This window comes from Rhizobium leguminosarum (assembly GCF_010668065.1).
GTDB lineage: Bacteria > Pseudomonadota > Alphaproteobacteria > Rhizobiales > Rhizobiaceae > Rhizobium > Rhizobium leguminosarum_S.
The window spans coordinates 261364-284423 of sequence record NZ_WUEN01000005.1; the positions used below are offsets into that span (position 1 = coordinate 261364).

The 23060-nt window shown below is 61.5% G+C and carries 22 protein-coding genes, 1 tRNA gene and 1 pseudogene; 14 read left to right on the forward strand and 10 right to left on the reverse strand.

Translation table 11 applies throughout. The features are described from left to right. Positions 1-146 precede the first annotated feature (146 nt). Complete coding sequence (locus GR198_RS16480; RefSeq protein ID WP_029870876.1) at positions 147-1100, reverse strand: MBL fold metallo-hydrolase; 954 nt, start codon at positions 1098-1100, stop codon at positions 147-149. Between the two features lie 454 nt (positions 1101-1554). Continuing rightward, entirely contained in the window at positions 1555-2487 is a 933-nt protein-coding gene (locus GR198_RS16485; RefSeq protein ID WP_204337142.1) for a LysR family transcriptional regulator, read from the reverse strand. Between the two features lie 58 nt (positions 2488-2545). Between GR198_RS16485 and GR198_RS16490 the strand changes: the two genes are divergently transcribed. Together GR198_RS16490 and GR198_RS36340 are read left to right on the forward strand one after the other, a co-directional pair. Continuing rightward, the gene (locus GR198_RS16490) at positions 2546-3295 is read left to right on the forward strand and encodes an SDR family NAD(P)-dependent oxidoreductase (protein WP_029870878.1); all 750 of its coding nucleotides are present in this window, start codon (positions 2546-2548) and stop codon (positions 3293-3295) included. Positions 3296-3297: 2 nt separating this feature from the next. Next, a pseudogene (locus GR198_RS36340) lies at positions 3298-3399 on the forward strand (IS481 family transposase); the annotation flags it as partial. A 130-nt stretch (positions 3400-3529) separates the two neighbouring features. Here GR198_RS36340 and GR198_RS16500 read toward each other — a convergent pair. Beyond that, positions 3530-3604, reverse strand: a tRNA-Gly gene (locus GR198_RS16500). 256 nt (positions 3605-3860) lie between these two features. On the opposite strand from GR198_RS16500, the gene GR198_RS16505 reads away from it, so the two are divergent. The 4 genes from GR198_RS16505 to GR198_RS16520 all read left to right on the forward strand — a co-directional run bounded on the left by GR198_RS16505 (position 3861) and on the right by GR198_RS16520 (position 6659). Then, the gene (locus tag GR198_RS16505; protein ID WP_029870879.1) at positions 3861-4370 is read left to right on the forward strand and encodes a prolyl-tRNA synthetase associated domain-containing protein; all 510 of its coding nucleotides are present in this window, start codon (positions 3861-3863) and stop codon (positions 4368-4370) included. Positions 4371-4530: 160 nt separating this feature from the next. Further along, positions 4531-5505, forward strand: coding sequence for a thioredoxin (trxA, locus tag GR198_RS16510; RefSeq protein ID WP_029870880.1), 975 nt, complete (start codon positions 4531-4533; stop codon positions 5503-5505). Positions 5506-5774: 269 nt separating this feature from the next. Next, positions 5775-6461, forward strand: a complete 687-nt coding sequence (locus GR198_RS16515) for an LON peptidase substrate-binding domain-containing protein (protein WP_204337150.1) — start codon at positions 5775-5777, stop codon at positions 6459-6461. A 9-nt stretch (positions 6462-6470) separates the two neighbouring features. Then, a complete protein-coding gene (locus GR198_RS16520) occupies positions 6471-6659 on the forward strand; it encodes a Trm112 family protein (RefSeq protein ID WP_011653922.1) in 189 nt (62 codons plus the stop codon). Between the two features lie 67 nt (positions 6660-6726). On the opposite strand, the gene GR198_RS16525 is transcribed toward GR198_RS16520, so the two are convergent. Next, entirely contained in the window at positions 6727-7941 is a 1215-nt protein-coding gene (locus GR198_RS16525) for a ubiquinone biosynthesis hydroxylase (RefSeq protein WP_164026368.1), read from the reverse strand. An 83-nt stretch (positions 7942-8024) separates the two neighbouring features. Between GR198_RS16525 and tesB the strand changes: the two genes are divergently transcribed. The 6 genes from tesB to GR198_RS16555 all read left to right on the forward strand — a co-directional run bounded on the left by tesB (position 8025) and on the right by GR198_RS16555 (position 15729). Beyond that, positions 8025-8909: an acyl-CoA thioesterase II gene (tesB, locus tag GR198_RS16530; RefSeq protein ID WP_164026370.1), complete on the forward strand. Its 885-nt coding sequence runs from the start codon at positions 8025-8027 to the stop codon at positions 8907-8909. Between the two features lie 211 nt (positions 8910-9120). Next, positions 9121-9471 (forward strand): P-II family nitrogen regulator, encoded by a 351-nt coding sequence (locus GR198_RS16535; RefSeq protein WP_003543684.1) that lies wholly within the window; start codon positions 9121-9123, stop codon positions 9469-9471. A 27-nt stretch (positions 9472-9498) separates the two neighbouring features. Then, positions 9499-10926: an ammonium transporter gene (locus tag GR198_RS16540; protein WP_164069267.1), complete on the forward strand. Its 1428-nt coding sequence runs from the start codon at positions 9499-9501 to the stop codon at positions 10924-10926. A 248-nt stretch (positions 10927-11174) separates the two neighbouring features. Next, the gene (locus tag GR198_RS16545; RefSeq protein ID WP_164069268.1) at positions 11175-13868 is read left to right on the forward strand and encodes a DNA translocase FtsK; all 2694 of its coding nucleotides are present in this window, start codon (positions 11175-11177) and stop codon (positions 13866-13868) included. A gap of 139 nt (positions 13869-14007) precedes the next feature. After that, on the forward strand, positions 14008-14676 hold the full coding sequence (locus GR198_RS16550; RefSeq protein ID WP_025396363.1) for an outer membrane lipoprotein carrier protein LolA: 669 nt from the start codon (positions 14008-14010) through the stop codon (positions 14674-14676). A 249-nt stretch (positions 14677-14925) separates the two neighbouring features. Continuing rightward, positions 14926-15729 carry an exodeoxyribonuclease III gene (locus GR198_RS16555; protein WP_164069341.1) on the forward strand — a complete coding sequence of 268 codons (804 nt, stop codon included), beginning with the start codon at positions 14926-14928 and terminating at the stop codon, positions 15727-15729. A 160-nt stretch (positions 15730-15889) separates the two neighbouring features. On the opposite strand, the gene GR198_RS16560 is transcribed toward GR198_RS16555, so the two are convergent. Continuing rightward, positions 15890-16345, reverse strand: a complete 456-nt coding sequence (locus GR198_RS16560) for a cyclic nucleotide-binding domain-containing protein (RefSeq protein ID WP_029870886.1) — start codon at positions 16343-16345, stop codon at positions 15890-15892. A 137-nt stretch (positions 16346-16482) separates the two neighbouring features. Then, a complete protein-coding gene (locus GR198_RS16565) occupies positions 16483-17166 on the reverse strand; it encodes a response regulator transcription factor (protein ID WP_011653914.1) in 684 nt (227 codons plus the stop codon). Between the two features lie 166 nt (positions 17167-17332). Here GR198_RS16565 and GR198_RS16570 point away from each other — a divergent pair, with 166 nt between their 5' ends. Together GR198_RS16570 and GR198_RS16575 are read left to right on the forward strand one after the other, a co-directional pair. After that, positions 17333-17854: a L,D-transpeptidase family protein gene (locus tag GR198_RS16570; RefSeq protein ID WP_164069269.1), complete on the forward strand. Its 522-nt coding sequence runs from the start codon at positions 17333-17335 to the stop codon at positions 17852-17854. A 131-nt stretch (positions 17855-17985) separates the two neighbouring features. After that, a complete protein-coding gene (locus GR198_RS16575) occupies positions 17986-18816 on the forward strand; it encodes an aldo/keto reductase (RefSeq protein WP_029870888.1) in 831 nt (276 codons plus the stop codon). Between the two features lie 159 nt (positions 18817-18975). On the opposite strand, the gene leuC is transcribed toward GR198_RS16575, so the two are convergent. The 4 genes from leuC to rplS form a co-directional block, all read right to left on the reverse strand. Further along, positions 18976-20385 carry a 3-isopropylmalate dehydratase large subunit gene (gene leuC / locus GR198_RS16580; RefSeq protein ID WP_017962459.1) on the reverse strand — a complete coding sequence of 470 codons (1410 nt, stop codon included), beginning with the start codon at positions 20383-20385 and terminating at the stop codon, positions 18976-18978. A 285-nt stretch (positions 20386-20670) separates the two neighbouring features. After that, positions 20671-21483, reverse strand: a complete 813-nt coding sequence (locus GR198_RS16585) for an amino acid ABC transporter permease (protein WP_029870889.1) — start codon at positions 21481-21483, stop codon at positions 20671-20673. Positions 21484-21499: 16 nt separating this feature from the next. Beyond that, positions 21500-22297 carry a transporter substrate-binding domain-containing protein gene (locus tag GR198_RS16590; RefSeq protein ID WP_029870890.1) on the reverse strand — a complete coding sequence of 266 codons (798 nt, stop codon included), beginning with the start codon at positions 22295-22297 and terminating at the stop codon, positions 21500-21502. Between the two features lie 145 nt (positions 22298-22442). After that, on the reverse strand, positions 22443-22982 hold the full coding sequence (gene rplS / locus GR198_RS16595; RefSeq protein WP_029870891.1) for a 50S ribosomal protein L19: 540 nt from the start codon (positions 22980-22982) through the stop codon (positions 22443-22445). Positions 22983-23060: the final 78 nt, after the last annotated feature.

Consider the following 23060-nt stretch of genomic DNA (forward strand, 5'->3'; position numbering starts at 1 on the left):
GACGCTCCATTTGTTATGCGCCCATGCGGTGCGCGTGGTTCAATAGGTGGATAGGTGAAGGCCTGGTCGAAGCTCGGGCTTGAAGGCCGCGCTGGGCACGGCCTTCAAGGATGCACGCTCTGGTTCGGCCTCAATTCAACAAGCGGTCAGTAGTCCCAGAAGACCGGGACCCAACGAAAGGCGTCGCCGTCGACCGCGACATGGCCAACGGAAGGAAACGGCATATGCGTTGCCACCAGCAGTTCGCCGGTCGCTGCAAGCTCCTGCAAAAGCCGGACCCGAACGCGGGCAGCCTCCTCGGGGTCATGTTCGAAACCATTGTGCCAGTCGGGATGGTCGAACCCGACCGCGAACACGGCGTCGCCGGCAAACATCAGCCGGTCGTTGCCTGAGGCAACGCGGACCACGCTGTGCCCGGGGGTGTGGCCACCGGTACGAGAGACGACCACGCCCGGCGCCACCTCATGCTCATCCTCGAACAGCCGCAGCTGGCTCTGATAGTCTTTGCTGAACCGCTTGGCGGCTGCCCGCAGCGCGTCGGGGAAGCCCGCCGGCATCGAGACGTGGGAGAAGTCGGGCGACTCCCAGAATTTGACCTCGGCAGCGGCCACATGGATCCGCAGGTCCGGATTCAGTTGTTCCTTCACCCCGTCGACGAGCAGCCCGCCAACGTGGTCCATGTGCATATGGGTCAGCACCACGTCGGTCACGGATGCCAGGTCGATGCCGGCGGCAGCCAGCCGCCTCATCAACTGCCCGGCCCGCGGCAAGTTCAAGTCCGGGTCGAGGCCCAGCCCAGCGTCGATAAGGATGGTCTGTCCGCCGCTGCGCACCACGACCACGTTCAGTGCCCAGTCGAAAGCGTCCTGCGGCAGGAACATGTCGCCCAGCCAGGCAGCCCGGGCGGCCGGCTCGGCGTTGTGTCCCAACATCACGGTTGGGAGCGGTAGCACGCCATCGCTGATCACCAGCACGTCAATCTCGCCGATTCGCACCGCGTAGCGCGACGGAACCAGCTCTTCGGGTGCCGGTCTACTGGGATGTGAGGTGTTGTCCAGTTTCATGCTTGCCTCCTGAGTGTTGTTGATCATCTGGTTCATCTTTGAAAACTCCTGTGTTCTGTCCTGGTGCTAATCCTGGGTGGCTTACGCTTCCCGGGCGGGAGGCGTGGTCAATGCGGGTGAAGTCTTTAGCGATCGGCGACACACTCATTGCTGGCGTGTCCTCTAATGATCTAGCGAAACCGATCTGCGGCTGCGCCAGAACGATTGCTGCCGCTGCAGAGCAATTGCTGTTGACGCATGCGCATGCGGCAATCGCCCGGGGTTTCGCCGGTTTGTTGGGTGCAGCCGCGAGAGAAACGTCCCGCAATGATCCGCAAAGACATCCTGGCCTTCGGGATCGTCGTTTACGTGGTTTTCGACTGCTTCGAGCTTAGGGTCGGCATCCGATATCTCCGCTCCGTCGGTGAGCTGATCGGGGCATGGGAGACCTTACCCCGACGATGCGCGAGACCGGCGGACCTGGATTCTGACCAACCCCAACATCAGGTGCTCAGATGGCTTCGAGGGTTTTTGCCTCGCGGGCGATGAAATCGCAGACCAGTTTTACGCGCAACGGCACGGAGCGGCCAAAGGCGTGCAGTGCATTAAAGGGAGCGCTCGGGAACGCAAACCCCGCCGCGAGTGTAACAAGCGTGCCGTCTGCCAGGTCTTTCGCGACCAGACATCGCAGAAGATAGGCCGCTCCCAGCCCACTCAGCGCAGCCTGAATGAGTGCGGCCGCTGAGTCCCAATCGACGCGCCCGAAGGGAATGAAGCTCGTCCCGTCCGGCAGGCGCAGAGGCTGCGTGATACCACCCAGTGCATAGCGGGCAAAGGGCAGAGCCGCCAGCGCTTCGGCAGTTGCAGGATTGCCCCAGGTCTTCAGAAAGGTCGGAGACCCGACGATCGTCATCGGCAGGTCGGCCAGGTGACGAACCATGAGGTCTCCCGGCGCGGGATTTCCAACGCGTAGCACAACGTCGTAGTCCTCCCTGATCAGATCGACGAACCGATCCGTAAGTCCGACTTCGAGATGCAGGTTCGGATAGTCGGCTGCAAAGCTTCCGAAGAGGCGCGGCAGCAGTAGAGGCGCCATTTCGCTGGGCATGCTGATGCGCAAGCGACCCGAGGGCGCAACGTCGGACCTGATCGCCTCTTCACTTGCATCCAGGTCCCGCAACAGCGGCGCAACGCGGTCGAAGAAAAGTTGCCCGTCCTGGGTAAGCGTCAGGGCGCGCGTGGAGCGCAGGAACAGCCGGGCGCCAATCTTCTTTTCCAGCCGCGCCACGCTCTTCGACACCGCTGACGGTGTCGTTGCCAGATCGCGGGCCGCGGCGCTGAACGATCCGGCCTCTACCGTCCGCACAAAAGCCATCAATCCGGGCATCTCGTTGAGCAGATTCGGCATTTGCACCTCCGCGGCACAGATCATGTGCCCGCCCATGATCTAATGACGAAGGGTGGCAGCGTTTATCTCATTTCTCGTTGAAAGGAGATAAACAATGCAACACCTCAAAGACAAGGTCGCCGTCATCACGGGCGGCAATAGCGGCATCGGCAAGGCGACCGCTCGGCTGTTCGCGGAAGAAGGAGCGCAGGTCATCATTTCCGGGCGCCGGCAGGATGCTGTCGACCGCGCCGTGCAAGAAATCGGTCCGTCGGCCATCGGCTTCGTGGGTGATGCCGCCGACCTGGAAGATCATCGCAGGCTGGCGGACACCGTGAAGAGCCGCTTCGGCGGGCTCGACATCTACATGGCCAATGCTGGGATCATCAATCTCGCCACCTCCGCCGAGGTGACTCCGGCAGACTATGACCGGCATTTCGCAATCAATACGCGCGGCGTGTTCTTCGGCGTGCAGACGATCGCCCCTCTGATCCGCGACGGCGGAAACATCATCGTTACGAGCTCGCTCGCGGCCACGAGGGTCCTCCCGGACCATACCGTCTATGCCGGTTCAAAGGCAGCAACCGCCGCCTTTGCGAAAAACTGGGCGATCGAATTCAAGTCGCGGCGGATCCGCGTCAACATCCTGAGCCCGGGACCGGTCGAGACGGAAATCCTCGCCAAGCTGGGCGTATCGGAGGCCGAGCGGCCGGCATTCGAAGATTACATGGCTTCCCTGATCCCCGCCGGCCGTCTCGGCCGACCAGAAGAGTTGGCGCGCGCCGCACTCTTCCTCGCCTCCGATGCAGGAAGCTTTGTCAACGGGATCGAGCTTCATGTCGATGGCGGCATGACCCTGGCTTAGAAGGCCTGCCCTCTGCCAGCCCCAACGGCTCTACAACCTGTCGAAGCTATCGGTCTGGTGGCTGAGGCTCGGCAGGTATCGAACGCACCAAGCCCGGCCATCCGTAGCAGAACGGCCGCCACGAGCGCATGCATCTGACGTTGAAGAAGGAGGGCACCCGTCCGGCACGAGGTTGTCACCCCTGTCTCAGGGACAATCTGTTACCTATGTCTTCGGTATGGGTAATTGAGAAACTGGAGCGGGCGAAGGGATTCGAACCCTCGACCCCAACCTTGGCAAGGTTGTGCTCTACCCCTGAGCTACACCCGCTCAATCCGCATCGGTCCGGGGTAGTTGTTGGACCGTGGGCGCCGCCTCGCGGCGACCGGCGCTATATGGCCTAACGGGTTTTCAAATGCAACAGGGAAATGACGGAGAGGCGAAGAAAAATTCCGGGGTTCGCAGCGGCCCGCCGGAAAGGCCGCAAATGCGGGGCAAAGCGTCGGTCGCAAAGATTGCCAAACGATGTGGACCGACTTAATCAGGACGCCTCGCTTTTTTCCCTTCCTGCCCAATGGATTGCCCCATGTCCGAAAATGCCCCGAAGACACGAGAAGAATTGTTTGCCTTTCTCGACGGGCTCAGCATCGCCCATAAGACGGTCGACCATGCGCCGGTCTTCACCGTGGCGGAATCGGTGTCGCTGCGTGAGGAAATTCCCGGCGGCCACACCAAGAACCTGTTCGTCAAAGACAAGAAGGACAGGTATTTTCTGTTGACCGTGGAGGAAAATGCTGCCGTCGACCTCAAGCAGGTGCATAATGCCATCGGCGGATCCGGCCGGGTTTCCTTCGGCAGACCGGAGAAGCTGATGGAGTATCTCGGCGTTGCTCCGGGTTCGGTCACGGCCTTCGGCGCGATCAACGATACTGCCGAGAATGTCACCTTCGTGCTCGATGCCGAGCTGATGGCGCACGAGATCGTCAACTGCCATCCGCTATCCAATGATGCGACGACCTCGATTGCGAGCAGCGATCTCATCCGTTTCATGGAGGCGACCGGACATAAGCCGCTTGTCTTGAAAGTGACGTCCTGACATACGATTTTAGCGCTAAAGCGCGTCGCGATCTTTTAGATTCGCTTGCCGCGCTTTAGTCTTTGGTTTTGCGCATGTCTTTATCGCAAAACCGCCACACAGTTTTGCGCGACATGCTTTAGCAAAGACGCCGGCAGGATCGGCGCGGCGGGAGATACCTATGAGCGGCAGCGACAACCCCTATAACGGTTCCTTCGGAAATCAGATGACGGCGACGACAAGCTTTGGCGCTACGCCGGAACCCGCGGCTGCGGCAGGCAGCTACATCACGGAGACGACGACCGCGAATTTCGCCAAGGACGTCATCGAGGAATCGCGCAAGCAGCCGGTGCTGGTCGATTTCTGGGCGCCCTGGTGCGGTCCCTGCAAGCAGCTGACGCCGGTCTTGGAAAAGGTGATCAACGAAGCCAAGGGCCGCGTCCGGCTGGTCAAGATGAACATCGACGATCATCCCTCGATCGCCGGCCAGCTCGGCATCCAGTCGATCCCTGCCGTCATCGCCTTCGTCAACGGCCGTCCTGCCGACGGTTTCATGGGCGCGGTGCCGGAAAGCCAGATCCAGCAGTTCATCGACCGGATCGCCGGTCCGGCCGGCGCCGACGAGGCGGCCGAAATCGAAGCTGTACTCACGGAAGCGGCGGAACTGCTTGCCGCCGGCAATATCAACGAGGCCGCTCAGCTCTATGGCGCCGTGATGCAGGCCGACCCCGAGAATGCCAAGGCGCTTGCCGGCATGGCCGAATGCATGATCGCCGCCAACCAGCATCAGCGGGCGCGCGAAATACTGACGGAATTGCCGGAAGAGCTGGCGAAAGACGCCGGCATCCAGGCCGTTCTGATGAAGCTCGAGCAGATCGAGGAGGCCCGCAAGCTCGGCGATCCCGTAGCTCTCGAGCGTGAACTGGCCGCCAATCCCGATGACCACGAGGCGCGGATCAAGCTTGCCAAGATCCGCAATGTTGAAGGCCGGCGCGACGAAGCGGCCGACCATCTGCTGCTGATCATGCGCAAGGACCGTGCCTTCGACGATGATGGCGCCCGCCGCCAGCTGCTGCAGTTCTTCGAGGTCTGGGGGTTCAAGGATCCGGCGACGGTTGCAGCGCGCCGCAAGCTTTCGGCGATGCTGTTCTCCTAGGGTGTAGCGCGTCCAACAAGACACGCTATCACTTTGATTCTACGCGTAGTGCTTCTCGAAAATCGATTCCGATTTTCGGGGTTAGCGCCACTGCATAATTCCTTAAATCGGAATCGATTTAAGGATTAAATTATGCAGCGATTCAAAGTGTTACAGCGTCCTTTGCGCGTCTAAAAAGGCGCGCGGCGCTGTAAGTTTCGAGCATCTGCCCTTGCGTTTTCGGACGAGGGCACCACATTCTCGTCAGAACGGGCATGCCCGTTACAAGAATGCGGGACGATTTCATGCAAGTCGGGAATGCCAGATACCTGAAGCCGGGCGATCTGCCTGATGCGATCGCTGTCTTCCCCCTGACCGGCGCCCTGCTCCTGCCGGCCGGGCAGCTTCCCCTCAACATTTTCGAGCCGCGCTATCTGGCGATGCTGGATGCTGCACTGACCGGAAACCGGCTGATCGGCATGGTGCAGCCGGCGCTCGGCGAACACGAGGACAAGGGCGTCGAACCCAACCTTGCCGCTGTCGGCTGCCTTGGCCGCATCACCTCCTTTGCCGAGACCGGCGACGGGCGCTATATCGTATCGCTGACCGGCGTCTGCCGCTTCCGGCTGCTGGAGGAGAAAGCGACCAGCCATCCCTTCCGCACCTTCCGCATCGCTCCCTTCATCGCCGATCTCTCGGCCGAGAACGAGGAGGGCGCGGTCGATCGCGCGGCACTTCTCACCGCCTTCAAGGCCTATCTTGATGCCAACAAGCTGGAGGCGGACTGGGAGAGCGTCGAGCGGGCAAGCAATCTGACGCTCGTCAATTCGCTGGCGATGATGTCGCCCTTCGGGCCGGCGGAAAAGCAGGCGCTGCTTGAGGCGCCCGACCTGAAGACGCGGGCCGAGACGCTGATCGCCATTACCGAAATCGTGCTGGCGCGCGTCTTCGGTGACTCCGACACGGTTCTGCAGTAGACTTCAGCCATGGACGAAAAACTCAGCCGCGTCGATCCAAAGCTGCTCGATCTCCTGGTCTGCCCGCTCTCCAAGGGCCGGCTTTCCTATGATCGCGAGCACAATGAGCTCGTCTCGGAAAAGGCGCGGCTTGCCTATCCGATCCGCGACGGCATTCCGATCATGCTGATGTCCGAAGCCCGCCGCCTCGACGACTAAAGCAATTCCAGGAAGCGGTTTTCCCAGGCAAAGCGCGAAGCGCTTTTGCCGGGAATTGCGTAAAAGGTTAAATCGTCTGGCCGGCAAGCAGCCGCGGATTGTCCTTTGCCGTCGTTCCGGCCGCCTGGCCGATGAAGAAGGACTTGAGACGCGGCAGCCGGTCGACGATGCCGAGGCCGACGTCGCGGGCGATGCGAATCGGCGTCGCGTCGTTGGAGAAGAGCCGGTTCAGCACGTCGGTCGTCACTCCCATGCGGAAAGTGTCGAAGCGCCGCCAGGTCTGGTAGCGCTCGAGGATATTGATCGAGCCGATATCGAGGCCGAGGCGGTCGGCCTCCACCACGGTTTCGGCGAGTGCCGCCACATCCTTGAAGCCGAGATTGAGGCCCTGACCCGAAATCGGGTGGATGCCGTGGGCGGCATCGCCGGCCAGCGCGAAACGCGGCGCGACGAAGGAGCGGGCCAGTGTGAGGCCGAGCGGGAAGGCGCGCTTGTCGCCGATCACCTTAAGGCTCCCAAGCTTGTGGCCGAAGCGGCGTTCGAGCTCTTCCTCGAAGATCAGGTCGTCGGCGGCGACCAGCCGGTTGGCATCCGGCGTGCGCTCCGTCCAGACGAGCGAGGAGCGGTTGTTCTTGAGCGGCAGGATGGCGAAGGGGCCGGCCGGCAGAAAATGTTCTTCGGCGCAGCCGTCATGCGGCCGCTCGTGTTCGACGGTCGCAACGATGCCGGACTGGCCGTAGTCCCAGGTGACGGTCCTGATGCCGGCGAGATCGCGCAGCGTCGAGCGCACGCCGTCGCAGGCAACCAGCAGCCGGGTTTCCAGCGCGCTGCCGTCCGAAAGCGTGACGGTAACATGGGTGTCATGGGTTTTCAGCTCCGTGGCGCCGAGCCCGTGGCGGATGTCGATGCCGAGCCGGTCGCAGGCGCCGCGCAGGGCTGCGACCATCGCGACATTCGGGATCATGTGGGCGAAAGGCCGGCCGTCGGCAACTTCGCCGTCGAAGGTCAGAAAAACCGGACGCACCGGATCTGAGGTCTTGGAATCGGTGACGATCATTTTGGTGATCGGCTGGGCTTCCGGCTCTATTTCGTTCCAGATGCCGAAGACCTCGAGCATCTTTGCCGCCGCCGCGATGATGGCGGAGGCGCGCGTATCGTTTTTCCAGACATGTTCGGGGGCTGCCTCGACGACGGCGACATTCAGATGCGGCGCGGCCTGTTTGACCGCGACAGCGGCGGAAAGGCCGACATAACCCCCGCCCACAACCAGCATGTCCAGCATCGCGCCGCTCCCGTACCTTGTGCCTCAGATGTGCTCTATATAGATCATCGCAACTTCACTTCCTACCGCTGGGAGACATAGAAATGACGGGCGAGACATCAGGGCCTTCGGCGATGGAGACGCTGCTTTCGACGCTCGACCTCGAGCCGATCGAGGTCGATATCTTCCGCGGTCGCAGCCCCAAGGTCGGCTGGCAGCGGGTCTTCGGCGGCCAGGTGATCGGCCAGGCGCTGATGGCGGCGCAGCGCACCATCGAGGGCGAACGTTTTGTCCATTCGCTGCATGCTTATTTCATGCGGCCCGGCGATCCCACGGTGCCGATCATCTATCAGGCGGAGCGCATTCGCGACGGATCGAGCTTCAACACGCGGCGTGTCGTCGCCATCCAGCACGGCAAGGCGATCTTCGCGCTGTCGGCCTCCTTCCAGGTGGAAGAGCCGGGTTTCGAGCACCAGATCGCGATGCCCGCGGTCGAGATGCCGGAGGCGCTGCTCGGCGAGCAGCAGATCAAGGAACAGTATCTCGCCCATGCGCCGGAAGCGATCCGAAAATACTGGCAGCGTGAGCGGCCGATTGAGATCCGTCCGGTCTCGCTGACACATTATTTTTCCGACCGGAAACTCGATCCCAAACAGGACGTCTGGGTGCGCGCCACCGGCCCGGTTCCCGATGACCGGCTCTATCAGGCGGCAGTGCTTGCCTATCTTTCAGACATGACGCTGCTCGATACGTCGCTCTATGCGCACGGAACGTCCATCTTCGACCAGAGCCTGCAGGTGGCGAGCCTCGATCACTCCATGTGGTTCCACAGACCCTGCAAACTCGACGACTGGCTGCTTTATACGCAGGACAGTCCGTCGGCTTCAGGCGCCAGAGGATTAACCCGGGGTAGCCTGTTTACACGATCCGGCAGCCTGATCGCATCGGTCGCGCAGGAAGGCCTGATTCGGAAAAAGGCAAATGAATAAAAATTGTGCAACTTTATAAATTTGCGCGTTATTTGTGCGCTTATTGGCCAATCATCTGCCTGTTTATTGGCACTATTTATTATAACCTTTACTTTTCAATAACTTACCACCCGTCTCGAATCTGGCACGTCCCTTGAATGTGTATTGGCCGGTCGCTGTTCAGGAACGTCAGCGGCAAGGAGAGTCGGCTCCGCGCCGAGGATAACGAAGGATGGGAAACCAGATGAAAATTGTGATGGCCATTATCAAGCCGTTCAAGCTCGATGAGGTCCGCGAAGCCCTTACGGCGATCGGTATTCAGGGGCTGACCGTAACCGAGGTGAAGGGCTACGGGCGCCAGAAGGGGCACACCGAAATCTATCGCGGCACCGAATATGCAGTCAGCTTCCTGCCGAAGCTCAAGATCGAAATCGCGGTTGCATCGGAACTCGTCGACAGGGCGGTCGAGGCCATCGCGGCATCGGCCAAGACCGGCCAGATCGGTGACGGCAAGATCTTCGTCTATTCGATCGACCATGCCGTGCGCATTCGTACGGGCGAAACCGATTCAGAAGCGCTGTAAGAACGGCAGATCAAGGAGCTTTTTCCAATGTCAATTTCGAAGTTTTCTTCCACCTTTGCGTGGCTTTGCGCAGCTTCGGCCGCCCTTCTGGCGCCGGCCGTCGCTTTCGCGCAGGAGGCTGCGCCAGCCGCCACTGCCGCTGCTGCTCCTGCTCTTACCATGGACAAGGGTGACAATACCTGGATGCTCGTCTCCTCGGCGCTCGTCCTTCTGATGACCATCCCCGGCCTTGCGCTTTTCTACGGCGGTCTCGTCCGTGCCAAGAACATGCTTTCGGTGCTGATGCAGGTCTTCATGATCACGGCCGTCGTGGCGCTGATCTGGGTGACCTACGGCTATTCGCTCGCCTTCACCGACGGCGGTTCGCTGAACAGCTTCGTCGGCGGCTTCTCCAAGGCGTTTCTCGCCGGCGTCAACACCTCGTCGCTCGTAGAAACCTTCTCGAAGGGCGTCGCCATTCCGGAATACACCTTCATCGTGTTCCAGATGACATTTGCCTGCATCACCCCCGGCCTGATCGTCGGCGCATTCGCCGAGCGCGTCAAGTTCTCGGCCGTCATGCTCTTCGTCGTGCTCTGGGTCACCTTCATCTACTTCCCGATGGCACACATGGTCTGGTTCTGGGGCGGTCCGAGCTCCTACACCTCGCCGGCCGGCCTGATCTTCTCCTACGGCGCAATCGACTTCGCCGGCGGCACGGTCGTTCACATCAATGCCGGTATTGCGGGCCTCGTCGGCGCCATCATGCTCGGCAAGCGCACGGGCTATAAGAAGGAAATCATGGCTCCGCACTCGATGACGCTGACCATGGTCGGCGCCTCGCTGCTCTGGGTCGGCTGGTTCGGCTTCAACGCAGGCTCCAACCTCGAAGCCAATGCCTATGCCTCGCTTGCCTTTATCAACACCTTCGTCGCAACGGCTGCCGCCGCTGTGTCCTGGTGCATCGTCGAAACCCTCACCCGCGGCAAGGCTTCCATGCTCGGTGGCGCTTCCGGTGCGGTTGCCGGTCTCGTTGCCATTACCCCGGCGGCAGGCTTTGCCGGCCCGATGGGCGCGATCGTTCTTGGCCTCATCGTTTCGCCGGCCTGCTACTTCTTCGTTGACGTCGTGAAGAACAAGTTCAACTACGACGACAGCCTTGATGTCTTCGGCGTCCATTGCATCGGTGGCATCATCGGCGCTCTCGGCACCGGTATCCTCGTCAACCCGGCACTCGGTGGTGCAGGCATCGTCGACTATTCCACAGCCGACTTCGCAGCCTCCTATGCCGGCACGGCAACCCAGGTCTGGAACCAGGCCAAGGGCGTGCTGACGACGCTGCTGTGGTCCGGTATCGGCTCAGCGATCCTCTTCAAGATCGTCGACGTCGTCATCGGCCTGCGTGTGACCGTCGAAGCCGAACGCGAAGGTCTCGACCTTTCGACCCACGGCGAAGCCGCCTACCACTCTTCTTGATCACAGGGTTTGCGGCGCCCGGCAGAAGGGCGCCGCTTCACAGCCCGTCGCGGCCTATCTAACCATAGACCGCATTTGGCCCGGACCTTTCAAGGTTCGGGCTTTTTTCATTTCCCGGTTCGGAATGCACGTCCAGGCATGCATGGTTAACATCGCTTTAACCCGGCTCTGATTAGGTAGAGCGGACGCATTTTGGCACCGAAGCTTCAGCGATTCGCGTGTCCTCAGGCATTGGACGGGTTAGACACATGGCAAGAAGCACGTCGCCGGCGATGGATGGCCGTCCGGATCGGTTCTCCCTCTCGGCATTCATGCTGCGGCAGATCCAGGCGCTTATCGGCTTTGCGATCTTTCTGCTGCTGGCATTCTGCGTCGCGGCACTGGCGACATGGAATGTTGCGGATCCGAGCTATTCCTATGCGACCGCCAACCTGCCGACGAATATTCTCGGTTACAGCGGGGCTGCCTTTGCCGATATCGTCATGCAGTTCCTCGGGCTTGCCAGCGTCGTTTCGATGCTGCCGATCGTCGCCTGGGCGCTGACGCTGATCTCGGGCCGCCGCTTCAGCCGTATTCCTGCCCGTGCCGGCGCCTGGTTCGGCGGCTCGGTGCTTTCCTGCGCCGTCCTCGGCTGCTTTCCGCCGCCCCTCACCTGGCCGATCCCGAACGGCATCGGCGGTGTCATCGGCGACATGATCCTGCGTTTTCCCGCACTCTTCGTCGGCGCCTATCCCACAGGCACCTTCGCCATGGTCGTCGGTTGCATCTTCGCCGCGCCGACCGCCTGGCTGATGCTCTTTGCATCGGGGCTCGTCGGCCGCACTGACGCCGACGAGGAGATCGAGGAAGACTACGTCGATACGCGTAGCAAGGCCCGCGTCGTTGGAGACGAGGACGAGGTGGAAGACGAGTCCCGCTGGGTCGCTCTCAGCGGCGCCGTGACGCACGCCTGGTACATGAGCCAGGGCCGACTGCGTCGGCTCTTCGGCATGGGGCCGCGCAAGCGGCGCCAGGGTGATTACGAATCACCTTATGATTTCAACGATGACGAGTTCGGCACGCTGAACGAACCCGTCCGCGCCAAGGCGCCGACCGTCCGCGGCGAGCGCATGGAGCCCTCGATGGAACCATCGATGGGGGCAAGGACGGCTTCGCCGCGGCGCATCGTCTCCGCGCCGTCGATGTCCATCGATGACGACGACGATAATGACGACGACCTGCCCTTCGATAACGACATGCCGCCGCGCCCGGCCGATATACTGCCCGACGACGATGATGACGACTGGATGATCCGCGCACCGGCAAAGGCGGCCGGCAAGCCGGAACCGCGCGTCGTTCCCGTCGTCGCACGTCCGAAGCCCAGTGCCCGCATCGAGCGGGAGGCGCAGGGCTCGTTCATCCGTCCCGAGGGTTTCCAGCTTCCCTCGATGCATCTGCTCGCCGAACCGAAGAATGTCGTGCGCGACTCGACACTTTCGGCCGATGCGCTGGAACAGAACGCCCGCATGCTCGAAGGCGTGCTTGAGGATTTCGGCGTCAAGGGCGAGATCATCCACGTCCGTCCCGGTCCCGTCGTCACGCTCTACGAACTGGAGCCGGCGCCCGGCATCAAGTCGTCGCGCGTCATCGGCCTTGCCGACGATATCGCCCGCTCGATGAGCGCCATTGCTGCCCGCGTCGCCGTCGTGCCCGGCCGCAACGCGATCGGCATCGAATTGCCGAACCAGACGCGCGAGACCGTCTATCTGCGCGAACTTATCGCCTCCCGGGATTTCGAAGGCAGCAAGGCGAAGCTCGCCATGGCGCTCGGCAAGACGATCGGCGGCGAAGCCGTGATCGCCGATCTCGCCAAGATGCCGCATCTGCTCGTCGCCGGCACCACCGGTTCCGGCAAGTCGGTCGCCATCAACACGATGATCCTGTCGCTGCTCTACCGCATGACGCCGGAACAGTGCCGGCTGATCATGATCGACCCGAAGATGCTCGAACTCTCCGTCTATGACGGCATCCCGCACCTGCTTTCGCCTGTCGTCACCGATCCGAAGAAAGCCGTCGTCGCGCTCAAATGGACGGTGCGCGAGATGGAAGAGCGCTACAAGAAGATGTCGAAGATCGGCGTGCGCAACATCGACGGCTTCAACACCCGCGTCGAGCAGGCGCTGTCGAAGGGCGAGGCGATCTCGCGTACGGTGCAGACCGGCTTCGACCGCCATACCGGCGAGGCAATGTACGAGACCGAGGAATTCGATCTGCGGCCGATGCCCTATATCGTCGTGATCATCGACGAAATGGCCGACCTGATGATGGTTGCCGGCAAGGATATCGAAGGCGCCGTCCAGCGTCTGGCGCAGATGGCCCGTGCGGCCGGCATCCACGTGATCATGGCGACACAGCGTCCGTCGGTCGACGTCATCACCGGCACGATCAAGGCGAACTTCCCGACCCGCATCTCCTTCCAGGTGACCTCGAAGATCGACAGCCGCACTATCCTTGGCGAACAGGGCGCCGAACAGCTGCTCGGCATGGGCGACATGCTCTACATGGCGGGTGGCGGGCGTATCCAGCGCGTGCACGGCCCGTTCGTCTCGGATGTCGAGGTAGAAGAGATCGTCTCCTACCTTAAGACACAGGGCTCGCCGCAATATCTCGACGCGATCACCGCCGATGACGATGAAGACGGCGATTACGGCGGCGGTGGCGGCGGCCCGGCCGGCACGTCCAATCTTTCCGAATCGGAAGATCCCTACGACCAGGCGGTCGCCATCGTGCTGCGTGACGGCAAGGCGTCGACCTCCTACGTTCAGCGCCGGCTCGGTATCGGCTACAACCGTGCCGCCTCGCTCGTCGAGCGCATGGAGAAGGAGGGCATCATCGGACCGGCCAACCATGCCGGCAAACGCGAGATCCTCGTCCCCACAGAAGGCGACATCCTCGACCGCTGACAGAACAGGCATATATTTCCAATACAGCCGCTTTTGCGGAAACCTGATAGCGTCGAAGCCGTTACCTCTCGCAGGCCGATCGCAACGCCTTGAAGACGCCGCCTTTCGGCAGCATGCAGATCGCATAAAGGAGATTTAGATGAGTCACTCCGATACCTTCCTCTCCGGCCTGACGGTAACGCGCCGCGACCTTCTCGGCGCCTTTGCCGTCGCTGCGATAGCGAGCGCCATTCCCCTTGGCGCTTATGCGCAGGCTGCAGCTCCCGCCTCCGGCACGGCGCAGGCGATCGCCGATCATTTTTCCGGCGTCACGACGATGCAGGGCGAATTCGTGCAGTTCGGCCCGCGCGGAGAACAGACCGGCGGCAAGTTCTTCATCCAGCGCCCCGGCAAGCTGCGCTTCAACTATGACGATCCGTCGCCGATGCGGGTGATCGCCGACGGCAAGAACGTCGCCATCGGCAATACGAAGCTCAAGACCTGGGATCTCTATCCGCTCTCCAAGACCCCGCTCAGCCTGCTCCTTGCGCAGCGTATCGACCTTTCGGCCGGCATGGTGAAGGGCGTGAAGGAAGAGTCTGACCTGACGACGATCGCGCTCGGCAACAATACGGTGTTTGGAAATTCCACCATCACCATGATGTTCGACCCGAAGACCTACGACCTGCGTCAGTGGACGATCACCGACAATCAGGGCAAGGACACCTCGGTGATGATCTTCAACGTCAAAACCGGCATGCAGTTCGACGATCGCGTCTTCCGCGTGCCCTATGAGACCATTCCAGGCACGCCTCAGTCGCGCGACTGAGACCTTTTCGGTTGATCGCCGGCCGCTTTGACCAGATCCGGATGTTTTCAGGCCGATTGGCTTGAAAACATCCGGATCTCAATCAACGATTTGAGCATGATGCCGAAAACCGCTCACACTTTTCGGCATCATGCTCATGGCCGGTTCCCTCGCGTCCGCCTTTGTTCTAAAGCCCTTTCATGAAAGCGCATCGCGTGGAAACCGTTGCACGGTTTGCGCGGTACGCGTTGGGCGTGAAAGGGCATGGGCATGGGCTTTTCGATCACCACCTGGAACATCAATTCGGTGCGGCTGCGCATGCCCATCGTCGAGCAGCTCGTTCTCAAGCACAGGCCCGATATCCTCTGCCTGCAGGAAACCAAGGTGACGAACGACCTGTTTCCGGCAGCACCGCTCAGGGCGATGGGTTACAATCACATCATCATCCATGGCCAGAAGGGCTATCATGGCGTGGCGATCGCCTCGCGCATTCCGTTGACCGAGGATCACCGCCAGGATTATTGCGGCGTCGGCGATGCGCGCCACATCTCGGCGATCTTCGAGCACGGCAATCGCCGCGTTCGGCTGCACAATTTCTATGTCCCGGCCGGCGGCGACGAGCCGGATCGCACGATCAATCCGAAATTCGGCCACAAGCTCGATTTCATCGAGGAGATGAAGCTGCTGAAAGCCAATGGCGAGGCCAACACCTCAGCCATCCTCGTCGGTGACCTCAACATCGCGCCGCTGGAGCATGACGTCTGGTCGCACAAGCAGCTTCTGAAGATCGTCAGCCATACGCCTGTCGAAACCGAGGGGCTGCTCGAGGTGATGAAGCGCGGCGCCTGGCTGGATCTGATGCGCCTGCATGTGCCCGCCAGCGAGAAACTCTACACCTGGTGGAGCTACCGCGCCAAGGACTGGGAGGCCGCCGATCGCGGCCGCCGTCTCGACCATATCTGGTCGTCGTCGGATCTCGGGCCGCATCTCAAGCGAATCGAAATCCTGAAGGAGGCACGCGGCTGGGACCGGCCCTCCGACCATGTACCGGTCACGGCGCATTTCGATTTCTAGAGCATGATCCCGAAAAGTGTGAGCGGTTTTCGGACGACATCATGCTCCAACTATCTAATTTAGAACAGGATTCAGATTTTAGGCCGACCGGGCCTAAAGTCATCCTGTTCTAAGCGGTACAGCTTCGTGGAAGCGCAGGGATCCTTATCGCTAACAGGGATCAGTTGAAGCGGTAGAACTGGCTTGCGGCCTTTGCCGCAAGCTCCGCAAGATTATCGCGGATCCGGTTCTCGATCAGCCGGGCTGCGTCCGGATATTCTTCGATCAGCCGGTGGAATAGGGCGCGGGTGATGCGGATGATGCTGGTGTCCTCGCGCGCTACCGCGGTGAACTTGCGCTCCACCAGCGTCACCAGCGCCAGCTCGGAAACCAGGGTCCCGGGACCGGCGATCCCCCCTGTCCTCTGCATGCCGTCGCTGCTCGTCGCGCTCAGCTCCAGGCTGCCGCTGAGGATGACATAGGCGCTCTCGGCGGGCGAGCCCTGGCGAAACAGCATCTGGCCGGCAGCGATCATGCGCCGGTCGGCGCCAAAGGCGATCAACCGCAGCTGATCCTCGTTCATGTCCTTGAACAGAGGAAGCTGCGCGAGCATGTGGATGTCGTCGGTCAGCGCCATGCGGGCTTTTCGCCTTAGAGCAATTCCAGCAGAAGTGTCTAGCGGTTTTGCCAGGCAAAGCATGAAACGCTTTTGCCGGGAATTGCGTGAAAACAAAGAGATAGAGCACTTCCGTGAATCGGAAAAACGGAAATGCTCTAGGGTATGATCTTGTAGCCGCCGTTTTCCGTGACGAGGATTTCGGCATTGGAGGGATCGCGCTCGATTTTCTGGCGCAGGCGGTAGACGTGGGTTTCCAGCGTATGCGTCGTCACGCCGGAATTATAGCCCCAGACCTCTTCGAGCAGCACGTCGCGGGTAACGACCTTCTGTTCGGCGCGGTAGAGATAGCGGATGATTGCCGCTTCCTTTTCCGTCAGCCGGATCTTCTGGCCGTTATCGGTGGTCAGGAGCTTCTGGCTCGGCTTGAAGAGGTAGGGGCCGACGGTGAAGGTCGCGTCCTCGCTCTGCTCATGCTGGCGCAACTGCACGCGGATGCGCGCGAGCAGTACGGCGAAGCGGAAAGGCTTGGTGACATAGTCGTTGGCGCCGGCTTCGAGACCGAGGATCGTGTCCGAATCGGTATCGTGGCCGGTCAGCATGATGATCGGCGCCTTGAAGCCGCCCTTGCGCAGCAGCTTCACTGCCTCGCGGCCGTCCATATCGGGCAGGCCGACATCCATGATCAGCAGGTCGATCGGCGTCGAGCGGGCGGTCGCGACACCCTTGCCGGCGTTGGCTTCCTGCAGAACCGTGAATTCCTCATACAGCGACAATTGCTCCGTCAGCGTCTGCCGAAGGTCATCGTCGTCATCCACCAGAAGAATGGTGCGTGCGGTCATGCCGTTTGCGTCCTCATGTTAAGTCCCCTAGTCCTACGCCAAATTCCTGGTTTGGCAAGGATCGGGCAACGGGTGTTGCCGGGCCGGTTTCGATATGATTTCAATCGAAGCCCCAGACAAGGCACGACATGCGAGAAAAATGGAAAAAGCAAGGCAGAGGCCGGGTATGACGCCGTCGACGATCGTGGTGCGTCCTGCGCCGGGGCGCAAGAGCCGGGCGATCGTCCGGCTTGGCGCCATCACCGTGCCTGCTGCGATCGGGCGCTCCGGCCGCACCGTGATGAAACGCGAGGGCGACGGCGCCACGCCGATCGCCTCGATGAGGCTGATATCAGGCTTCCGGCGCGGCGAGCGGAACGGCCGGCTCGTCACGCCGCTTTCCATCCGCCGCATCCGCCCCGACATGCTCTGGTGCGATCAGTCCGACAGTGCCAGCTACAACCGGCTCGTCCGGGCGCCGTTCAGCCCGAGTCACGAGGAAATGCGGCGCAGCGACGGGCTTTACGATATCTGCCTGGTGATGGATTGGAACATCTCCTCGCGTGCGCGCAATCGCGGCTCGGCGATCTTCTTCCATCTCATCCGGCCGGGTTACGAGCCGACGGCCGGCTGCGTGGCGGTGAGCCTGCGCGACATGCGCCGCCTGCTGCCCCACCTTCGAAAGGGAACGATTGTCCGCGTCGTCTGATTGTCTTCCGGATGCGGTCACCTATATGCTTCCGGTGACCGAACGCTCCGGCTGAAATGCGTTCTGGGACGTCCGCAAGCGCGGCCGCAATTCATGCCTCGTCCAATTCTTCAAACTCCCGGAGATATATTGTGACCGCTCAACCCATCATCACTTTCCATGACGGACATTCCATTCCGCAGGTCGGCCTCGGCGTCTGGCAGACGCCGCAGGACATCGCCGCTCCCACCGTGCGCACGGCGATCGCCGCCGGTTATCGTCACATCGATACGGCTTCCGGCTACGACAACGAAGAGGGCGTCGGCGAAGGCATCCGCTCTTCCGGCCTCGACCGCAAGGACATCTTCGTCACCACCAAGCTCAGGAATACCGATCAAGGCTATGACAATACGCTGCGCGCCTTCGACGGCAGCCTGAAGAAGCTCGGTTCCGAGTATGTCGACCTCTATCTCATTCACTGGCCGTCGCCGCATCGCGGCCTTTATACGGAGACCTGGAAGGCTTTCACCCGCATCCGGGAAGAGGGCCGCGCCCGCTCGATCGGCGTGTCGAATTTCAATCCTGAACATCTCGAGCGCATCATCGGCGAAACCGGCGTCGTTCCCGTCATCAACCAGATCGAGCTGCATCCCGATTTCCAGCAGAAGGCGGCGCAGGAGGTTCACAAGAAGCTTGGTATCGCCACCGAATCCTGGAGCCCGCTCGGCCAGGGCAAGTTCATCTCGAACGCCGATACCGGCAAGATCGCAAAAAAACATCAGAAGACGCCGGCTCAGGTCATCATTCGCTGGCACATCGACACCGGCCTCGTCGTCATCCCGAAATCGGTGACGCCGTCGCGTATCGAGGAGAATTTCCAGGTGTTCGACTTCAAGCTCGATGCCGACGATATGGCTGCGATCGCCAAGCTCGACAGCGCCGGTGCCCGTATGGGACCGGATCCGATGACGGCAACCTTCTGATCGTCGTCTCGATTATCGCCAGGCCAATCAAGGGTCGTCCCGCAAAAGCCCGCCTCCGGTGGCCGCTGAAGGCGACCGAGGCGGGGCGGCATAAAATGTGAAGCCCACCGATGCGCAGCGGCATCGGTGGGCTTTTTGATTGTTATCCGTTTTGACGGATCAGTTCCACTCGCGGATATCGACGAAGTGCCCGGCGATCGCGGCTGCGGCGGCCATTGCCGGCGAGACAAGGTGCGTGCGGCCCTTGAAGCCCTGACGGCCTTCGAAGTTGCGGTTCGAGGTCGAAGCGCAGCGTTCGCCCGGCTTCAGGCGGTCGTCGTTCATCGCAAGGCACATGGAGCAGCCCGGCTCGCGCCAGTCGAAACCGGCGGCCTTGAAGATCTTGTCGAGGCCTTCGGCTTCCGCCTGTTCCTTGACGAGGCCGGAGCCCGGCACGATCATCGCGTCGACGGTTGGGGCAACCGTCTTGCCTTCGACGACCTTGGCGACTTCGCGCAGATCCTCGATGCGGCCGTTGGTGCAGGAGCCGATGAAGACACGGTCGAGCGTGATGTCGGTCATCTTCGTGCCCGGCTTCAGGCCCATATAGTCGAGCGCGCGCCACTTGGAGGTGCGCTTGGTTTCGTCCGGAATGTCGTCCGGGTTCGGAACGATGCCCTGGACGGAAATGACATCCTCGGGCGAGGAGCCCCAGGAAACGATCGGCGGCAGGCTGGCGGCGTCGAGCACGACGACGCGGTCGTAATGAGCGCCCTCGTCGGTCTGCAGCGTCTTCCAGTAGGCGATCGCCTGTTCCAGCGCCTCGCCCTTCGGGGCGCGCGGCTTGCCCTTGATGTATTCGAAAGTCTTTTCGTCAGGGGCGATCAGGCCGGCGCGGGCGCCGCCTTCGATCGTCATGTTGCAGACGGTCATGCGGCCTTCCATCGACAGCGCGCGGATCGCTTCGCCGGCAAATTCGATGACGTGGCCGGTGCCGCCGGCGGTGCCGATCTCGCCGATGATGGCAAGGATGATGTCCTTGGCGGTAACATGCGGCGGAAGCAGGCCGTCGACACGCACCAGCATGTTCTTTGCCTTTTTCTGGATCAGCGTCTGGGTCGCCAGAACATGCTCGACCTCGGAGGTGCCGATGCCGTGCGCCAGCGCGCCGAAGGCGCCATGCGTCGAGGTATGGCTGTCGCCGCAGACGATGGTCATGCCGGGCAGGGTGAAGCCCTGTTCCGGACCGACGATGTGGACGATGCCCTGGCGCTTGTCGCTTGCCGAATAATATTCGACGCCGAATTCGGCGGCATTGGTCGCCAGCGCTTCCACCTGGATGCGGCTTTCCTCGTTCTTGATGCCGAGGTGGCGGTCGGGCGAGGTCGGAACGTTATGGTCGACGACGGCGAGCGTCTTTTCCGGCGCGCGAACCTTGCGGCCGGTCATGCGCAGGCCTTCGAACGCCTGCGGCGAGGTGACTTCGTGGACCAGATGGCGGTCGATGTAGAGAAGACAGGTGCCGTCTGCCTGTTCGTCGACCAGATGATCGTCCCAGATCTTGTCGTAGAGGGTACGCGGTGCGCTCATGGCGTTAAGTCCGTTTTTCTAAAGCTTTTGGAAAATTGAGAAATGGCAGATCAGGCTCCGCCGGCCGTCATTCGATCAACGAAGTCGGCTGTTGAGCGCACCGGACACGCACGCAAAAAACCGTGCCGGCAGGCGATAGTGGTCCTGCAGCACGAAAATATGCGCACCAATGCATCTGAACTTGGATTCCATGGCCCTGCATATAGCGATTTTTCGCGGCGGCTTCAATTTGAATCATCAACAGACGCTCTGCGGCCTCTCAGCGGCGCGGCGGGCATTGATCACTTACCGCGACTTCATCCATTTCTCCGTCCGCCGCAGCGCCAGCGACAGGCCGATCGTCAGGATCAGATAGATATAGGTGACGATCGAATAGGTCTCGAAGAAGCGGAAGGAGCCGGCGGCATAGACCTTGCCCATCTGGGTGATGTCGGCGACTCCGAGCACGGAGACGAGCGAGCTGTCCTTCACCATCGAGACGAAATCGTTGGAGAGGGGCGGGAAGATCACCCGGATCGCCTGCGGGAAGACGACGGAGCGAAAGCGCCGGTAGCGCGACAGGCCAAGCGCCTTGGCCGCCTCGATCTGGCCGAGATCGACCGACTGGAAACCGGCCCGGAAGATTTCGGCGATGAAGGAGGAATAGCCGACCGTCAGCGCGATGATCGCTCGCCACATCAGCGACAGGTCGCGCACCAGGATGGGCTCGGCCATGCCGGATGTCACCAGCGGCGAAATCAGGAAATTATAGGCTGCGACCAGAGCCGGCGCGCCGACGAAGGCGACGTAGAACAGCAGCACGAGGATCGGTATGCCGCGGATGATCTCGATGTAGAATCGCGCAATCTGACGCAATACCTGGCTGTCGGCCATACCAAGCAGGCAGATGCCGAGGCCGAGCACGGTGGCGAGCACGAAGGCGACCAGCGTGACGAAGACGGTGACGCCGACACCGTTGACGACGGTGCGGAAGACCTGGGCATAGATATCGTTGGCGACGATGACGGCGGCAAGCACGATGCCGATCGTGACGAGGGCGACCAGCCACCAGGGATAGTCGTCCTTGACGTGTCTGTCGGGAGATGGTCGCAACGCCATCAGCAGCTGCTCGGCGTCATTCGCCCATCTTGTAGTCGAGGAACCACTTCTTGTTCAGCCCATCCAGCGTACCGTCGGCCTTGAGTGCGGCGATGGCGGCATTGACCGGGGCGACGAGGTCGGACCCCTTCGGGAAGATGAAGCCGAAATCCTCGGTGCCGAGCGGCTCGCCGATCAGCTTCAAGGCGCCGTTCGAGGCGTCGACATAACCCTTGCCGGCGGTGCCGTCGGTCAGCACGACGTCGACGTCGCCGGCCTTCAGGGCCTGGACGGTGGCGCCGAAGGTTTCGAAGAGCTTGATGCGCGGGTTCTGCTCGTTGCCGTCAAGCACTTCATAGACGGCGGTGTAGAAGGGCGTGGTGCCGGGCTGCGCGCCAACCAGGCCATCCTTGAATTCGCCGAAGGACTTGGCATCGGCGAAGCGCGTCTCATCGCCGCGCACCAGCATGAACTGCTGCGAGCGCATATAGGGATCGGAGAAGTCCACCTTCTGCTTGCGGTCTTCCTTGATGGTGATGCCGGTCATGCCGATGTTGTACTGGCCGTCGGACACGGCCTGGATCATCGCGTCCCAGCTGGTGTTCCGGTATTCGACCTTGAAATTCAGCCGCTTGGCGACCTCGTTCATCGCATCATATTCCCAGCCGATCGCCTTGCCGGATTTCGGATCGACGAATTGCAGCGGCGGATAGGCATTCTCGGTGACGACGACGACGCTCTTGCCGCCGAGATCCGGCAGTTCGGCGGCCGATGCGGCGAGGGGTGCGAGAGCAAGGGCGGCGAAGCTCGCAAGAACGGTACGGCGAAACAACATTGAACGGTTCCCCAAAATTGAACGGCAAAAACTGTCACGGAAGATAGGCCTGAGGCAAGGCCGCCGGCTGCGCACCGAAGCAAAAAATAGAAAAGGCGACCCGAAGGCCGCCTTTCCAAGCAAAGAATTTTGCGTGGCGCAGATCTTATTCTGCTGCCGGTTCCGCTGCAGCGGCGGCCTTTTCGGCAGCGGCCTTGGCTTCCGCAGCTTCTGCTGCTGCCCTCTCGGCGGCGAGCGCCTGGGCGGCTGCAACCTTTTCAGCTTCGATGCGTGCCTTTTCCTCGGCAATGGCGGCGCGCTCGGCGTCGTTGAGCTTGCGGGCGCGGACGCCGGTGTCTTCAACGATACGAGCAGACTTGCCGCGACGGTCGCGCAGGTAATAGAGCTTGGCGCGACGGACCTTACCGCGGCGAACGACGTCGACGCTTTCGATCATCGGCGAGTAGATCGGGAATACGCGCTCGACGCCTTCGCCGTAGGAGATCTTGCGGACCGTGAAGTTTTCCTGCAGGCCGCCGCCGGAGCGGGCGATGCAGACGCCTTCATAGGCCTGAACGCGGGTACGGGTGCCTTCCGTGACCTTGACGTTGACGCGGACGGTGTCGCCTGGGGAAAATTCGGGAAGCGTGCGCTTGGCTTCGATCTTGGCGGCCTGTTCGGCCTCAAGCTGCTGAATGATGTTCATCGTCTTAACCTTTGGTTCTTCTGAAACAGCCAGAGCGCTCGACACTGATCCTTCGGAACTGGCCTCAGGACTTTGCCC

What these genes read in the sequence shown, in the direction of transcription:
- GR198_RS16480 (WP_029870876.1), bottom strand. Translation starts at nt 1,100, where the DNA reads ATGAACCAGATGATCAACAACACTCAGGAGGCAAGCATGAAACTGGAC.
- GR198_RS16485 (WP_204337142.1), bottom strand. Translation starts at nt 2,487, where the DNA reads ATGGGCGGGCACATGATCTGTGCCGCGGAGGTGCAAATGCCGAATCTG.
- GR198_RS16490 (WP_029870878.1), top strand. Translation starts at nt 2,546, where the DNA reads ATGCAACACCTCAAAGACAAGGTCGCCGTCATCACGGGCGGCAATAGC.
- GR198_RS16505 (WP_029870879.1), top strand. Translation starts at nt 3,861, where the DNA reads ATGTCCGAAAATGCCCCGAAGACACGAGAAGAATTGTTTGCCTTTCTC.
- trxA (WP_029870880.1), top strand. Translation starts at nt 4,531, where the DNA reads ATGAGCGGCAGCGACAACCCCTATAACGGTTCCTTCGGAAATCAGATG.
- GR198_RS16515 (WP_204337150.1), top strand. Translation starts at nt 5,775, where the DNA reads ATGCGGGACGATTTCATGCAAGTCGGGAATGCCAGATACCTGAAGCCG.
- GR198_RS16520 (WP_011653922.1), top strand. Translation starts at nt 6,471, where the DNA reads ATGGACGAAAAACTCAGCCGCGTCGATCCAAAGCTGCTCGATCTCCTG.
- GR198_RS16525 (WP_164026368.1), bottom strand. Translation starts at nt 7,941, where the DNA reads ATGCTGGACATGCTGGTTGTGGGCGGGGGTTATGTCGGCCTTTCCGCC.
- tesB (WP_164026370.1), top strand. Translation starts at nt 8,025, where the DNA reads ATGACGGGCGAGACATCAGGGCCTTCGGCGATGGAGACGCTGCTTTCG.
- GR198_RS16535 (WP_003543684.1), top strand. Translation starts at nt 9,121, where the DNA reads ATGGGAAACCAGATGAAAATTGTGATGGCCATTATCAAGCCGTTCAAG.
- GR198_RS16540 (WP_164069267.1), top strand. Translation starts at nt 9,499, where the DNA reads ATGTCAATTTCGAAGTTTTCTTCCACCTTTGCGTGGCTTTGCGCAGCT.
- GR198_RS16545 (WP_164069268.1), top strand. Translation starts at nt 11,175, where the DNA reads ATGGCAAGAAGCACGTCGCCGGCGATGGATGGCCGTCCGGATCGGTTC.
- GR198_RS16550 (WP_025396363.1), top strand. Translation starts at nt 14,008, where the DNA reads ATGAGTCACTCCGATACCTTCCTCTCCGGCCTGACGGTAACGCGCCGC.
- GR198_RS16555 (WP_164069341.1), top strand. Translation starts at nt 14,926, where the DNA reads ATGGGCTTTTCGATCACCACCTGGAACATCAATTCGGTGCGGCTGCGC.
- GR198_RS16560 (WP_029870886.1), bottom strand. Translation starts at nt 16,345, where the DNA reads ATGGCGCTGACCGACGACATCCACATGCTCGCGCAGCTTCCTCTGTTC.
- GR198_RS16565 (WP_011653914.1), bottom strand. Translation starts at nt 17,166, where the DNA reads ATGACCGCACGCACCATTCTTCTGGTGGATGACGACGATGACCTTCGG.
- GR198_RS16570 (WP_164069269.1), top strand. Translation starts at nt 17,333, where the DNA reads ATGACGCCGTCGACGATCGTGGTGCGTCCTGCGCCGGGGCGCAAGAGC.
- leuC (WP_017962459.1), bottom strand. Translation starts at nt 20,385, where the DNA reads ATGAGCGCACCGCGTACCCTCTACGACAAGATCTGGGACGATCATCTG.
- GR198_RS16585 (WP_029870889.1), bottom strand. Translation starts at nt 21,483, where the DNA reads ATGGCGTTGCGACCATCTCCCGACAGACACGTCAAGGACGACTATCCC.
- GR198_RS16590 (WP_029870890.1), bottom strand. Translation starts at nt 22,297, where the DNA reads ATGTTGTTTCGCCGTACCGTTCTTGCGAGCTTCGCCGCCCTTGCTCTC.
- rplS (WP_029870891.1), bottom strand. Translation starts at nt 22,982, where the DNA reads ATGAACATCATTCAGCAGCTTGAGGCCGAACAGGCCGCCAAGATCGAA.